General features: G+C 66.5%; 13 protein-coding genes. 7 read left to right on the top strand and 6 right to left on the bottom strand.

The genetic code is table 11. From position 1 onward, the window contains the following. Positions 1 to 500: 500 nt before the first annotated feature. The gene (gene gluQRS / locus RYL44_RS08845) at positions 501 to 1,415 is read right to left on the bottom strand and encodes a tRNA glutamyl-Q(34) synthetase GluQRS (RefSeq protein WP_314975747.1); all 915 of its coding nucleotides are present in this window, start codon (positions 1,413 to 1,415) and stop codon (positions 501 to 503) included. A 206-nt stretch (positions 1,416 to 1,621) separates the two neighbouring features. Here gluQRS and RYL44_RS08840 point away from each other — a divergent pair, with 206 nt between their 5' ends. The 5 genes from RYL44_RS08840 (at position 1,622) to RYL44_RS08820 (ending at position 5,703) form a co-directional block, all read left to right on the top strand. Then, positions 1,622 to 2,101, top strand: a complete 480-nt coding sequence (locus RYL44_RS08840; protein WP_276739937.1) for a fluoride efflux transporter FluC — start codon at positions 1,622 to 1,624, stop codon at positions 2,099 to 2,101. Then, positions 2,098 to 2,463, top strand: coding sequence for a fluoride efflux transporter FluC (locus tag RYL44_RS08835; RefSeq protein WP_314975746.1), 366 nt, complete (start codon positions 2,098 to 2,100; stop codon positions 2,461 to 2,463). Before RYL44_RS08840 ends, RYL44_RS08835 begins: the two co-directional genes overlap by 4 nt. A gap of 575 nt (positions 2,464 to 3,038) precedes the next feature. Continuing rightward, positions 3,039 to 4,070, top strand: coding sequence for a methionine ABC transporter ATP-binding protein (locus RYL44_RS08830; RefSeq protein ID WP_314770349.1), 1,032 nt, complete (start codon positions 3,039 to 3,041; stop codon positions 4,068 to 4,070). After that, positions 4,067 to 4,804, top strand: coding sequence for a methionine ABC transporter permease (locus RYL44_RS08825; protein WP_073983894.1), 738 nt, complete (start codon positions 4,067 to 4,069; stop codon positions 4,802 to 4,804). The genes RYL44_RS08830 and RYL44_RS08825 overlap by 4 nt, the downstream gene beginning before the upstream one ends. Before the next feature lie 83 nt (positions 4,805 to 4,887). Next, complete coding sequence (locus RYL44_RS08820) at positions 4,888 to 5,703, top strand: MetQ/NlpA family ABC transporter substrate-binding protein (protein ID WP_276739948.1); 816 nt, start codon at positions 4,888 to 4,890, stop codon at positions 5,701 to 5,703. A gap of 155 nt (positions 5,704 to 5,858) precedes the next feature. Here RYL44_RS08820 and RYL44_RS08815 read toward each other — a convergent pair whose 3' ends face one another. Together RYL44_RS08815 and upp are read right to left on the bottom strand one after the other, a co-directional pair. Further along, complete coding sequence (locus RYL44_RS08815) at positions 5,859 to 6,413, bottom strand: YagU family protein (RefSeq protein WP_276739951.1); 555 nt, start codon at positions 6,411 to 6,413, stop codon at positions 5,859 to 5,861. A gap of 230 nt (positions 6,414 to 6,643) precedes the next feature. Further along, complete coding sequence (gene upp, locus RYL44_RS08810; RefSeq protein WP_073983674.1) at positions 6,644 to 7,282, bottom strand: uracil phosphoribosyltransferase; 639 nt, start codon at positions 7,280 to 7,282, stop codon at positions 6,644 to 6,646. Between the two features lie 217 nt (positions 7,283 to 7,499). On the opposite strand from upp, the gene tadA reads away from it, so the two are divergent. Both tadA and RYL44_RS08800 read left to right on the top strand, forming a co-directional pair. Further along, entirely contained in the window at positions 7,500 to 8,714 is a 1,215-nt protein-coding gene (gene tadA, locus RYL44_RS08805) for a tRNA adenosine(34) deaminase TadA (protein ID WP_314805757.1), read from the top strand. A gap of 1 nt (position 8,715) precedes the next feature. Further along, positions 8,716 to 9,207 (top strand): MogA/MoaB family molybdenum cofactor biosynthesis protein, encoded by a 492-nt coding sequence (locus RYL44_RS08800; protein WP_314975745.1) that lies wholly within the window; start codon positions 8,716 to 8,718, stop codon positions 9,205 to 9,207. Positions 9,208 to 9,502: 295 nt separating this feature from the next. Here RYL44_RS08800 and moaC read toward each other — a convergent pair whose 3' ends face one another. The 3 genes from moaC to RYL44_RS08785 form a co-directional block, all read right to left on the bottom strand. Further along, complete coding sequence (gene moaC, locus RYL44_RS08795; protein ID WP_314975744.1) at positions 9,503 to 9,976, bottom strand: cyclic pyranopterin monophosphate synthase MoaC; 474 nt, start codon at positions 9,974 to 9,976, stop codon at positions 9,503 to 9,505. A gap of 142 nt (positions 9,977 to 10,118) precedes the next feature. Then, complete coding sequence (locus RYL44_RS08790; protein WP_314975743.1) at positions 10,119 to 11,441, bottom strand: molybdopterin molybdotransferase MoeA; 1,323 nt, start codon at positions 11,439 to 11,441, stop codon at positions 10,119 to 10,121. A gap of 619 nt (positions 11,442 to 12,060) precedes the next feature. Continuing rightward, positions 12,061 to 13,077 (bottom strand): endonuclease domain-containing protein, encoded by a 1,017-nt coding sequence (locus tag RYL44_RS08785; protein WP_314975742.1) that lies wholly within the window; start codon positions 13,075 to 13,077, stop codon positions 12,061 to 12,063. Positions 13,078 to 14,086: the final 1,009 nt, after the last annotated feature.

Genomic DNA, 14,086 nt, shown 5'->3' with positions numbered 1-14,086 from the left:
CAATCCTCCCTAACGGGTTGAATGCTCCCGATCAGGTGGAACCCTCCCAATGGAGTCAACTCCCATCGGCGGCGCGCCCGCGCCAGCGCCACCGACCCCTCCCCTGACAATGCCAGGGACCGAACTCCAACCAACAAGTTTTGTCCTTTAACTCTGTTTCATGGCCTTGACCAGTCCCAGCGGCAGCTGCTGAGTGCATCCCACCCTTCTCCCAGTGTTACCTCCCAGTGTTACGCACCGTCCGGCGCCCTCGGTCCGGGCGCTACGCGGATAGGCTGCGCCTATCTGGATGGGTTATGCGCATGTGGATAGGTTATTTACCTATCCGGATTTTCGGATCCTATCGGGATCGCGTGCGTTCGAGCCTCGGGGCCGTCTACCTGCGCTTCGCGATGACGCGGGACGTTGGGGAGGGTGAGAAAGGATTCCTTGTCCTCGTGGCGTTGAAGATGCCACGAGCGCCCACCGAGGCGCCGGCGAGGCCAGACGAGTCCGACGCCTCACGCGCTCGGCGGCGTCACCACCCACGGCTTGGTCGACAAGGAACGCAGTCCTGAAATCCCCAGCGCATCCGCGATGTCGGAGGCGCAACGCGCCCCGGGCACGCCCAGGGACGATCCGATAAACGCCACGACGTCCCCGGTGGACCAGCCCAGGCCTCGTAAATCGGAGAGGGTGACGGCACCGTCGCGCTTGGCCAGGCGCGCACCGGACGGCGCGAGAGCGAGCGGCACGTGCGCGTACGTCGGCTCTGGCGCGCCGAGCAGGTGTGCGAGCTGAGCCTGCGCGGGCGCCTGCGAGAGCAGGTCGAATCCGCGCACGACCTGGTCGACCCCCTGGTAGGCGTCGTCGACGACCGCCGCCAGGTTGTAGGCGGGCACCCCGTCCGCGCGGCGCACAACGAAGTGGTCGACGGGCCCGGTGTAGGAGCCGTGGAGCTCGTCGCACACGGTCCACTCGGGGCTGGGTGCAGCCAGGCGCAGCGCGGGGGCGCGCCCCAGGGCAGCCAAAGACGCGCGCTTCGCGTCGCGCTCCGACTCACTGAGCGCCAGGCAGGTCCCCGGGTAGTGGCCGGGCGGCACGTGTGGCGCGGACGCGGCTTCGCGGATGTCGCGGCGCGTGCAGTAGCACTCGAAGATGAAACCTCGCGCGGCCAGCGACGCCAGCGCCTCCTCGTGCGCGTCGGCCCGCGCGGTCTGGATGAGAGGCTCGCCGTCCCAATCCACGCCGATCGCTTCCAGGTCCTCGATCTGGCGCTGGGCGGACCCGGCGCGCTCCCGGTCGATGTCCTCGATGCGCAGGACGAAACGCCGCCCGGTCGTGCGCGCCCACGCCCACGCGAGGATCGCGGTGCGCAGGTTACCCAGGTGGAAGTCGCCCGTGGGGGAGGGCGCGAATCGTCCGGTATTCGTCATGCGCCCAGTGTACGAGGCCGTGGCGCGCTCGCCGCGCCGCCTGCCCTGCGTGGGCGGCTGCGCGCGCGGCGGGGCATGGTGGCTTAGTTGCGTCCTCGAGTGGTGGGGGAGGAGCGGAGGAGTGGCTCGTGCGTGCCCTGTTTTTGTTGGCCGCTCCAGTGTTGTTGGCATCGGCCTGGTCCCGGCGTGGGCGTAGAGTGGGAGTCATGGTGAGTTTTCGGGTGCCTGACTGGTTGGCGGTCTTCGTGGGAGGCGTCGTGGGGACGGCGGCGCGCGCCGGCTTGGATGAGGTCGCGAAGGCGTCTCCTGTGCACGGCCTTTTCTTGTCGTGGTCGACGTTGACTGTCAATGTGGTGGGCGCGTTCCTGCTGGGTGCGCTGTCCGCGTGGGTGGCGGGTTGCCTCGCGCGTGGCGTGGGGGATCCGGTGTCGTTGAAGACCCTGAAACTACTGGTCGGCACGGGTTTTGCGGGCGCGTTCACGACGTATGGGACGTACATCGTCGCGTCGGTGGGCTACGTGTCGCTCAACGGAATCGCCGAGGCCGTGGCTCAGTCTCTGGGTCTCCTTGCTCTGGGTGGGGCCTGCGCCTGGGTGGGGATGCGCGTGGGGGAGTGGCTGTGCGGCCCGTCTGCGGTCTCAGCGGACTGCGTGACTTCCGTGAATGATGAGGGGGAGCGAGCATGACGGGAGGGACTTTCCTGGTTGTGGCCCTGGCTGGCGGCGTGGGCGCGTGTGCCCGCTTCTGGCTGGATCGGGGGGTGCAGCGCGCGCTGGACTCGTGGGGTGACCCGGCTGCTGCGAAGCTCGGCATCCTGGTGGTCAACGTGATCGGCTGTTTCCTGGCTGGGGTGGTGACGCAGCTGGGGTCCGTAAGTATCATGCCGATCGTGTCGACGGGGTTCCTGGGCGGTTTCACGACGTTCTCGACGGCTCTCGTGGACGCGGTCGCCCTCTGGGCGGGGTTCCGGGGGCGCTCGCTGGCTCTCGCGCTGGGTACGTGGGCGGTGTCCTGGGGTGCGGCGGTCGTGGGCATCGCCGTGGCGTGAGTGCCGTCGGGGTGTTCCGGGTTCTGCTTGTCATATGGCTTTGCTTGTTACCTTGCTCTGCTTGTTCTCTGAGCGCAGGCCTGCGCGATCTTTACCTAAAAATGTCGCACGTAATTCCCTCGCAGTTATTTCATGATTTGAATTGTAATCGTTGGAATTGCAACGTTTTCTCAGGCCCTAAGAAAAGTTAGGGTACCCAAATTACGTGCGACTTTTGGGGGCGAGGCTGGATGTACGCACAGACCCGCGTTTATCCTTACCCAAAAATGTCGCACGTAATTCCCTCGCAGTTGTTTCATGATTTGAATTGTGATCGTTGGAATTGCAACGTTTTCTCAGGCCCTAAGAAAAGTTAGGGTACCCAAATTACGTGCGACTTTTGGGGAGGAAGGGACGAGGCCGGGGGCGAGGCCGGGATGAAGGGGGAGGGCCGGGGCCGGGGGCGCAGGGTCGACGGGCAGTTCAGTGAGGGTTTAGCCACGATACGGTGTTTTGTAACAGCATGCCGCGCGCGCCCGCGCGCCGCCCCCATATGCTGATTGTGCGGGCCGAACGGCCCAGTAACGGAGAAGCTCATGATTGACCTCACCGGGGTGTCCAAGGTTTACCCCGTGAAAAACGGCGGCCAAGTGGTCGCACTCGATGGGGTGAACCTGCACGTTGACCGCGGATCCATTCACGGCATCGTCGGTCGATCCGGCGCAGGTAAGTCCACCCTCATCCGATGTCTGACGGCCCTCGAGAAACCCACTGAGGGCAGTATTGTCGTCGACGGTCTCGACCTGTCGACCCTGTCCGGCTCACAGTTGAGGGCCGCGCGCCGCCACATCGGCATGGTTTTCCAGGCTGCGAACCTTCTCGACGCGCGCACAGCCGCCGACAATATTGGCTACCCGCTCAAGCTGGCGGGCGTCCCCGCGAACAAGCGTCGCGCCCGCGTCGATGAACTGCTGGAACTCGTCGGCCTGGCCGGACGCGGGGACTCCTATCCTTCCCAGCTTTCCGGTGGTCAGCGCCAGCGCGTGGGTATTGCCCGAGCCCTGGCTGACAACCCTGGCGTCCTTCTGTGTGATGAGCCCACGAGTGCCCTCGACACCGAGTCCACTGCGCAGATTTTGTCGCTGCTGCGCCGCGTCCGTGACGTCTCGGGTGTTACCGTCGTCATCATCACCCATGAGATGTCTGTCGTCCGCGAGATCTGTGACTTCGTGACACTCCTCGGTCACGGCAAGGTCCTGCAGACCGGAACCCTTGAAGAAGTCGTCGCCGACCCGGCCACGCCTCTCGCCCGCGAGCTGGTCCCCATGCCCGTCGTCGAGACGGTCCCGGCTCTGCCCTCCCACCAGCGCTCGCACGGGTCAGACGCGGTCGACCCGGGTGTTGTCCTCCTGGACGTCGTTTTCACATCTCACCCGGGCGTGCCCACGGGCGCGACCGTGTTGCGCTTGGCGTCGTCCATGGGCGCGGACATCACTGCGGGAACCTTCGAATCCCTCGGGAGTGTGCAGGTTGGTCGACTGGCTCTGACTGTGCCTGCCTACCACGCTGACAAGATCATCGAACAGCTGCGTAAGAATGACGTTCACGCGGAAGTGAGGGACCAATGACCACCGCCTACCTCGCTGCAGCGAGTGCCGTCAGTGTACTCGCCCCCACGGGCAAGGGTGACCCCACGTGGCTGGACAACCCTGCCCTCACACAGAAGTTCGTCCCCGCGATCTTCGAGACCCTCATGATGACGGGACTGTCCACGGTTTTCGCGGTCGTCATCGGAACGCTGCTGGGCCTCCTCCTGGTCCAGACCGGCAAGGGCGGCCTCACCCCCAACAAGGGCGTGTATCAGGCCCTCTCCTTCGTCGTCAATATCGTGCGTTCCCTGCCCTTTATCATCGGCATCATCATGCTGATTCCGGTCACCAAAATGATCGTCGGCAAGTCCACGGGTTCCCTGGCAACCGTTGTGCCCCTCGTCATCCTCTCCGCGCCTTTCTTCGCGCGACTCGTGGAGACGAACCTCCTGGCCGTCGACCCCGGAAAGGTCGAGGCCGCCCAGATGATGGGCGCTTCCAACCGGCAGATCCGCTGGGGTGTCCTCATCCGCGAGGCGTTGCCCGCCCTCGTCCAGTCGATCACGACGCTGGCGATTACGCTCATCGGCTACTCCGCGATGGCGGGCGCCGTCGGCGGCGGCGGCCTGGGTCAGATGGCCATCAACTACGGCTACAACCGCTGGCAGGACGACGTCATGATCTCCACGGTCATCGCGATCATCGTCATCGTCCAGGTCATCCAGCTGATCGGCGACTTCGTGTCGCGCAGACTCGATCACCGCGCGCGCTGAAACAGCGCTCACTCCATCTCGTCCATCCGAGGCCGCCCAGGCCTCGTCCCATCCCATTGAAGAACACAGAAAAGAGAAGCATCATGCGTCATCGCTCCTTCGCGGCCCTCGCCCTGGCAGCCGTCGCCTCCCTGGGTCTGACGGCCTGCGGCGGCTCTGGGTCCACCTCCTCCGACGTCGTGACCCTGACCGTGGGCGCGACCCCCTCGCCCCACGCGAAGATCCTGAACTACGTGAACGACAACTTGGCTGCGGATGCCGGCATCAAGATTAAGGTCGTCGAGTACACCGACTACGTCCAGCCGAACGCGGCGCTCGACGATGGTGAGCTCGACGCGAACTTCTACCAGACCGTCCCCTACTTGGAGAACGCGGAAAAGCAGGCTGGCTACGACTTTGAGGCTGGCGCGGGCATTCACTTGGAGCCTCTCGGCGTCTTCTCGCAGAAGCACCAGTCCCTGGATGAGCTGCCCGACGGCGGCACGATCGGTATTATCTCTGATACCTCCAACCAGGAGCGCGCGCTGCGCCTGCTGGCCACCCAGGGCCTCGTGTCCATCCCCGAGGGTGAGGGCGACGTCAACATCAACACTGTCACGAAGCTGAAGAACTTCACCTTCAATGAGGTTGATGGGCCGCAGCTTGTGCGCTCGCTCGAGGACTTCGACTACGCCGTCATCAACGGTAACTTCGCGCAGGAGGGTGGTCTGAGCCTGAGCAGCGACGCCCTCGTCGTCGAGTCACCCGTGGACAACCCTGCCGTGAACGTCCTGGTGTGGAAGAACGGTTCGGATAAGGCTGAGGCCATTGCGAAGCTTGAACAGCTCCTGCACTCCGATCAGGTCAAGCAGTACATTGAGCAGACCTGGTCGGACGGTTCGGTCATCCCGGCGTTCTGAGAACGAGGCCTGGGCGCGCCGGGCGTGCACGCGCGGCGGGTGATCTCGCCGATGGCTGCAGTGAGGCGCGCGGGCTTGAGCGGATAGCTGATTGGGGTGGGCCCCGGAACCATGGGTTCCGGGGCCCACCCGTGTGTTTGTCGGCGTTGGTGTTGTCAGTTGGTGCGCGCTTCGAGTGGGAACTCGGCGTCGGGTTCGTGTGTGATGCGGTTGCGCAGGTCGCGACGGAAGACTTCGATGACCCACAGCCAGATGATGTGACCGAAGAACTCGGAGAAGTGTTCGGCGAAGGGCTGGTGCCAGGGCGCCGGGACCGTACCCATGAGTGGCATGAGGATGACGTGGAAGGCCACGTAGACGACAATGCCGAAGGCGGCGCCCTGCCAGAGTTTGATCTGTGGGAAGCGTTCGGCGAGCACGCAGTAGATGATCGCGAAAGCGATCGAGAACGCGAAGTGGACGATGAAAGACACGTAGGGGCGATCGCTGTTGCCGTTGAACGTGTAGGTGAGGTGGGTGATGTTTTCCGGGACGCCCAGCTGTTGGAGCAGCTGCTGCGGCGGGTTCGTCGCGTTGCGCTCGGGCGTGCGCGGAGGCAGCGGCACCTCCCATCCGAACTTGACGATCGCGGAGACGATGCCTCCGAGGACACCTACGAGTGCTGCGACGCCGTACTTGCGGCGCTTGGGATTGGTCTGAATCAGTGCCATGTTTCAAGGATGGGATGTGTGCGTTGAATTATCGAGGACCTAGCGGACATCGTGGCAAAGGTCATAGATCGGTGTCGTCTGCGATCATGTCTAAAAATAGCCAATTCGATCTATCCGGGATGGCGGTGCTCGCGACACCACTGGGCGGGGTGGGAACTTCAACCCCCACCCCGCCCAGAAGCGACAGTTAGTCGCGCCCGCGCCCCGACAGTGGAACGCGCGAACGGCGATCAGTCGACGATGCCGTACAAGCGGTCACCAGCATCGCCCAGGCCGGGCACAATGTACGACCTCTCATTGAGACACTCATCCACGGCGGCAACGACAACGTTCACATCAGCGCGCTCCCCGATCGCAGCCTCGAGGGTGGAGACACCCTCCGGTGCGGCCAGGATACACACGCAGGTCACGTCCTTCGCGCCGCGCTCGAACAGATAGTTCGTTGCAGCAACCATCGTGTGGCCAGTGGCCAGCATGGGGTCCAGCACGAAGCACTGGCGGCCCGACAGGTCATCGGGCAGGCGGTTCGCGTAGGTCTCGATCTCGAGGGTGTCGTCGTCACGGCGCATGCCCAAGAAACCGACCTCGGCGGTGGGCAGCAGCCGAGTCATGCCCTCGAGCATGCCCAGGCCGGCGCGCAGGACCGGCACAACGATTGGACGTGGCTCGGAGAGCGTGAGTCCGACGGTCGGAGCGACGGGGGTCTCGATTGGGGTCTCGGACACAGCGACCTCGCGGGTCGCCTCGTAAGCGAGCAGAGTGACCAGCTCATCAACGAGCCGACGGAACGTCGCCGATGGCGTATTACGATCGCGCAGGACGGAAAGTTTGTGGGCGATCAGGGGGTGATTAGCTACGTGGAGGCGCATGGTTATAGGCTACATCGTCCGTGTGGGCACGCGCACCCCGGTGCCTAGAGCCGCCAAGAAACGAGGATGGGACGCGGCTCCTCGAAGGCGCCGGAAGGTGGCGCCGGTGACGCACATTGGTGTGCGAACAACTGACAAACTCATACGTCACACGAGCCTCACATATATTCATGTGCTTCAGTTACCTCAATGCTGGTTTGGCCGGTAAGCTAGAGGGGTGACAGCGAATGAGCAGTACCGCGAGGCCATGGGCAAAGCCCTATTCCTGGCTAACCGCGCCCGCGAAACGGGAGACGTCCCCGTTGGAGCCGTCGTCGTAGACGCCGACGGACACATCATCGGTCGAGGGTGGAACTGCCGCGAGGCCGACCACGACCCCACAGGTCACGCCGAAATCGTTGCCCTGCGCGAAGCCTCCCGCGCCCTGGGAACCTGGCGCCTCAGTGGCTGCACGCTCGTCGTCACCCTCGAACCATGCACAATGTGCGCAGGAGCAATCCTCGCCTCTCGCATCGACCGCGTCGTCTTCGGCGCCTGGGACCCCAAGGCCGGCGCCGCCGGCTCCATGCGAGACGTCCTACGCGACACCCGCATACCCCACCCCACCGAAGTCATCGGCGGCGTCCTCGCCCAAGAAGCAGCCATGCAGCTGCGCTCCTTCTTCCTCGGATGCCGCGACGCCGACGAAATGCCCGTCGTCGCCGCACCCATCCACGAACCCGCCGACCTACCCGCGCCCGTACCCGCCCCGCAAACACAAACCCCCGAACAAGCCCAAGCCTCGTACCCCCACCCAGACAACCTTCCCATCCCCGCACCCCCCACCCCCCACGCAGACCACCAGGCCACCACCGCCACACCCCTCCCACGCCGCGCCGGCCGCCCCTTCGCCGAACGCGTCTCCGGCAACGGCGACAACCCCGCCGACATCCCCGTCGGCCAAACAATCACCCCCATCCCCGTCATCACCGACACACCCGCCTCGCAGCCGCCCTACCGCAGCGCCGCCCCCATCATGCCCGCCGTCTCCCCCAACACCACGCGCGGCCCCATCACCAAATCCGTCCCCCAAATCCGCCCAGTACACGTACGCCCCACCGCGACAGTACCCCCCGGACTCTACACCCCCGCCCAGCCCAAACGCCCCGCCACGCAACCCCCACACGACACCGCCACGCAACCACCCGCCTCCACGCCACAAGCCAACGAACAACCCTCCACGCCCGTGCCCGCGCCGCCCGTCTTCCCCCAACGCGCCCAACAGCGCACCACCGCGCGCCCACAACGCCCGCTCCCACAAGCCTTCGAACCCGACACCGCACGCCGCGTCGACTACGAACTCTCACCGCGCCAATTCAGCGACGTCGACCCCGTAACCTCCGGGATCCGCGTACGTCGATCCTCCCGCCGCCGCGGAAACGCACGCCACTAACATGATCCCCGCACGCGTCATCACCGTCTCCGACCGGTGCTTCGCAGGCACAACCGAAGACCTCTCCGGCCCCCTTGCCGCACGCCTCCTCGCCGACCACGGGATCCACGCATCCGTAGTGGTCGTCCCCGACGACATCGGAGCCATCCGCTCCGCCATTCAGGCCGCCATCGGCACCGGTGCCCGCCTCGTGTTCACAACCGGCGGCACCGGCCTCACCCCACGCGACGTCACCCCCGAGGCCACCGAGCCTCTCCTCGTCACCCGCATCGACGGCCTCGCCGACGCAATCCGACGCCGCGGCGAGGAAAAGGTTGCATCAGCCGCTCTCTCACGAGGCCTCGTCGGCGTCACCGCACGATCGCCCGAGGGCGCCCTCGTCGTCAACGCCCCCGGCTCGCGCGGCGGCGTCACCGACACCGTCGCCGTCATCGGCCCCCTCACCGCCCACATCATCGACCAGCTCGCCAGCGGCGACCACCCGCGCGCCTAAGCGCAACCCTGCCGCGCGCAGGTGCGAGTGTGTGCGAGGCCAGTACCGACACGCGCCCTAGAAGCCGGGCGCCCGCGCCCGTGAGCGCAACCCTCCTGTGCGAATGTTCGCGCGGGCGCGAATGTGCGTGAACGAGTCTGCGTGCAGGGGTTCGCGCGCGTAAGCACGCCCCTCACGCGAGGCGAGCGCCCGGTGACCGCCCGGCGAGCGCCCGGCGAGCGCCCGGCGAGCGCGAGCGCCCCGGGCGGCCCAAGCCTCGTCGGTGAGCGCCGCCTCGTCGGTGAAAGCCCTGCGATCAGTCCTCCGGGCGCACCCAGTCGCCGCTGCGGCCACCCGACTTCGCGACGATCTTCGCCTCGGTGATACGGGCCGAGCGATCCACGCCCTTCACCATGTCGACAATCGCCAACGCCGCCACCGTCACCGCCGTCAACGCCTCCATCTCCACGCCCGTCCGATCCGCCGTGCGCACCGTCGCGCTGATCGCCACGTGATCTGCCTCCAGGCTCAGATCCACCGCGCAACCGTGCACGCCAATCGTGTGCGCGAGGGGCAACAACTCCGGTACACGCTTCGCCGCCGCAATGCCCGCAACGCGAGCAACCGCCAGCACGTCCCCCTTCGGGACCGTACCGTCGCGCAACGCCCGCATAACCTCCGGCGAACAATCCACACGACACACGGCGCTCGCCTGGCGAACCGTCGGGCTCTTCGCCGTCACATCCACCATGTAGGCGGCGCCCTCCTCATTCAAATGCGTAAACTTCACTGATTACCTTTCATTACCTTTCATGATGGCGACACCCGCGAACAACGGGTCGCAGGTGAGGAATCCTCGGCGTCGGGTCCTGGACCTCGGAATTGCTTCTGAGTGCGGGGCGAGGGGCCCCTGTGCCGGGCGACGTGCCGCGTCAGCCCACCAGCGCCACGACGGCCAGCTCCTCGCCAGCCTCGACCGCGCCACGTTCCGGCGCCACCACGCCAATGCCCTGCGCCCGCGCCAACGACGCCACCAGATGCGACCTCGACCCCAACGGGTGCACCGGCTCCACCCAGCGGACCCCGGCCTCGGGCACGACGGCCTCGCCGCCCCCCAACCCGGCGACCGACGAACGCGCCCCGGCCTCGTCGACGAAACGAAGCGGAATGAACTGAGTCTTACCCTCCGGCGACTCCCACCCCACCCGCGCCCGCGCAATGACAGCGCTCGGAACGGTCGCGCCGCGCTCGGGCACAACCAGACCCGACATAACCGCCAGCGCGCCCGCCACATACATGTGAAACGTCGTAAAAACCGACACCGGGTTGCCCGGCAGACAAATGACCGGAGTCTCACGCCCGCGGCCACCCACCGGCGTCGACCCCACACCCTGAGGGCCGCCCGGCTGCTGAGCGACATGATGGAAACCCGCATCCGTCCCCAAAGTCAGGCGCACCACCTCGAAAGCGCCCGCCGAAATACCGCCGGCCGTGATCACCAGGTCGGCGTCGGGAGCCCCGTCCAGCGCGCGGCGCAGCTCCTCCGGCGTGTCCCCCGTGCGTAGGTGAGCGACAACCCGCCCGCCCGCCTCCTCCACCAGGCCACGCAGCAGAACCCCGTTCGAGTCCGGGATCTGCCCCCGCCCCAGCTCCTCGCCAGCGCGCCTCAGCTCCGTGCCCGTCGACACCACGATCACGCGGGGGCGCGGCAGGACCGTCAACGTCCCATGCCCCACCGAAATCGCCGCCGCCAGGGCCGCCCCATCCAGGAGGCGGCCCGCCTCGAGGACCGGGGAACCCGCCTCGAGGGCCTCGCCCGCGACACGCACATTCGCGCCGAGCTTCGGGGCCACGCGGACCTGCACCATGTCGGGGGCCTGTGCGACGCCGGGCGCATGATCCGTGTGCTCGACCTTCACGACCGTGTCCGCGCCCTCGGGGAGGGGGGCACCCGTCATAATGCGCATCGCTTGGCCAGCCTGAAGGAAGTGCTCGCGAGTGTCGCCCGCCGGAATGTCAGCCACAACCGGCAGCATCCACGGGCCATCGCCCTCCAGGTCATCACGGCGCAGCGCAAAACCATCCATCGCCGAATTCGTGAACGGCGGCAGCGGGATCAACGAGTGGAGGTCGACAGCCAACCGGCGCCCCAGGCACTCCTCAGCGGGCAGCGTTTCATGCGGGAGGACATGGCTGAGCGCCAGAGCCTCAACGAGGTCGCGGTGCTCCATCGTGGACAGCGTCGGATCGTGCATGCCACCAGTGTAGGGGTGCGTGCCCTTGTTGGTTGGCCGGGCGTGGGCCGGTGGGGCGGTGGTGGCGGGGCGGGTGGGCACGCCCGGCGGGCCGTCGCTGGTGGGTCCGGGGGCACAGGGTGCGTTGTTGCCGGGTGTAGCTGGCGAGGCGGCCCCGGTGGGCCGTGGTTGGCGTGGGCAAATGGGGGGAATTGCGCCATTAGGGGTGCGACACGCCGGCGACACGCCGTAGCGATGCGTCTAATGGTGCAAAACCCCCCGTTGGGCGGCGGGCCGTCGCTGGCAGCCGGGTGGGCCGCGCGCGCCGGGTGCGTTGTTGCCGGGTGTAGCTGGCGATGTGCCCGGCGGGCCGTCGCCGGTGGCGGTCGGGGCCGTGGTTGGCGTGGGCAAATGGGGGGAATTGCACCATTAGGGGTGCAACACGCCGGCGACACGCCGTAGCGATGCGTCTAATGGTGCAAAACCCCCCGTTGGGCGGCGGGGTGCGGGCAGGCGACCGGGTGTGGCCCGGCGGGCGAGGTTGCGGTTGGTAGGGGCGCGTTGTAGCTGGGTGTGGCCCGTCGCTGGCAGCCGGGTGGGCCGCGCGCGCCGGGTGGGCCGTCGCTGGTGAGCCGTGGGTTCATCCGACTCGAGCGGCGAGCGCAGCGCGAATCTGGGCGATGAGCCGAGCTGGATGGTCGAGGTCGTGCCAGCTGACACGGATGATGTGCCATCCCTCCGCTTCGAGGTGGCGCTGCCGCTCGCGCTCGCGGGCGAGTGATGCGTGAATGCTGCCCGGGTCGTCTCCGTATTTTGCGCGCCCGTCGAACTCGATGCCGACGCGCTCAGCCAGGAAAGCGCAATCGATGAAGTAGCGGTGCCCATGGGTCCACACCTCGACTTGCGTGCGGGCGCCGGTGAGTCCAGCAGCGCACAGCTCGTAGAGTAGCCGCGCCTCGCCGGGGGAGGCGCATCCGGCATCCGCGTGGGTGATGATCCACTGCGCCTGCGAGCGGCCCCGCGCCCGGTTGCCCAGCTGTTTCAGCTCTTGCTCAAGAAAGAACTTCCAGGCCTCCTCGTTGTCTCGTGACGCTTTCATGTGGAAGTTGTCGAAGCGTGTGCAGGCGTGGGCGTTCATGCACATTTGTGTGAACGCGGCGCGACGGTTGCGTGACGTGCGGGCGGCAGTAATCTGTGCGGACTCAAGGCTCTCAATGAGGAGTCCGCCTGCGTTGATGGCCTCGGGGAGGCGACAGGAATGCTGGGGCATTACCCTCATCGGAGCGAAGGTGTGAGTGCCGATTGTTACTGCGGGCAGCACGATGGGGTGGTAAGCGGATGACGCGGCAACCGTGATCGGCGGAAGCGCGGGATCGCTGACATAGCCGTGCGCCCACAGCGCGCATTGTCCGGTAGTGACGAGTGCTCGGTGCGTGTGCGCGAGGTGATACATGCGTGCGGCGAGCACGACCTCTGGTAGTTGTTCGACACCAATGTTTCGCAGCTTCGCCAGGTCAAGGTAGGTCCTGCCCGCAATTTTCACTGCCGTCGGTACCCTCGTGAGGCCGTGATGACTCGAGCGAGGGACTCGAATAATTGCACGTTCAACAATTCCTAGGATGTAGGGGGCTCCGATGCCCCCATCTTCTGGGCTCATGTGTGAATTCTAGTGCGTTAAACATTAGTTTGTAACAGTTTGAACGAAGTGATTTGGTTTGATTTCTCTTTGTCTGAATAGTTGGTGGTGCACGAAGTTTCCGCCGGTGGTGGCGGGCGACTGGCTGGTCCGAGGCCGTGGCCGGGTTGGCCGTCGCTGGTGGCGGTCGGGGCCGTGGCTGGGGTGGTGTGTGGGGGGAATTGCACCATTAGGGGTGCGACACGCCGGCGACACGCCGTAGCGATGCGTCTAATGGTGCAAAACCCCCCGTTGGGCGGCGGGGTGTGGCTCGGTGAGCGGTGGCCGGGCGGGCAGGCGACCGGGCGTGGCCCGGTGCAGCTGGCGAGGCGGCCCCGTGGGGCCGTGGCTGGGGTGGTGTTGCGTTTGATGCGTGTGCCTGGGGTGAGGGCGGCGCCGACGATGGTGTGGCAGTCGTTCCTGCCCGGGCAAATGGGGGGGAATTGCAGCATTAGGGCTGCGACACGCCGACGACACGCCGTAGCGATGCGTCTAATGGTGCAAAACCCCCCGTTGGGCGGCGGGGTGTGGCCCGGCGGGCGGTGGCCGGGCGGGCAGGCGACCGGGCGTGGCCAGGAGGGTGGGCCGCGCGCGCCGGGTGCGTTGTTGCCGGGTGCAGCTGGCGAGGCGGCCGGGTGGGCTGTGGCCAGACGCGTTGTTGCCGGCGTTCGCGGCGGGGCGTGGGCCGGTGATCCGTCGCTGGTGGCGGGCGAGGTGGCGGTTGGCGCGGGCAAATGGGGGGAATTGCACCATTAGGGGTGCGACACGCCGGCGACACGCCGTAGCGATGCGTCTAATGGTGCAAAACCCCCCGTTGGGCGGCGGGGTGTGGCCCGGAGAGCGGTGGCTGAGCGGGCAGGCGACCGGGTGTGGCCCGGCAGACCGTCGCTGGTGGCGGTCGGGGTCGTGGCTGGGGTGGTGTGTGGGGAATTGCAGCATTAGGGGTGCGACACGCCGGCGACACGCCGTAGCGATGCGTCTAATGGTGCAA

This window comes from Actinomyces bouchesdurhonensis, from assembly GCF_963540955.1.
Classification (GTDB): domain Bacteria; phylum Actinomycetota; class Actinomycetes; order Actinomycetales; family Actinomycetaceae; genus Pauljensenia; species Pauljensenia bouchesdurhonensis.
Note: the sequence above shows the minus strand (reverse complement) of the source record. Positions and strands in the feature narration are given on the sequence as shown.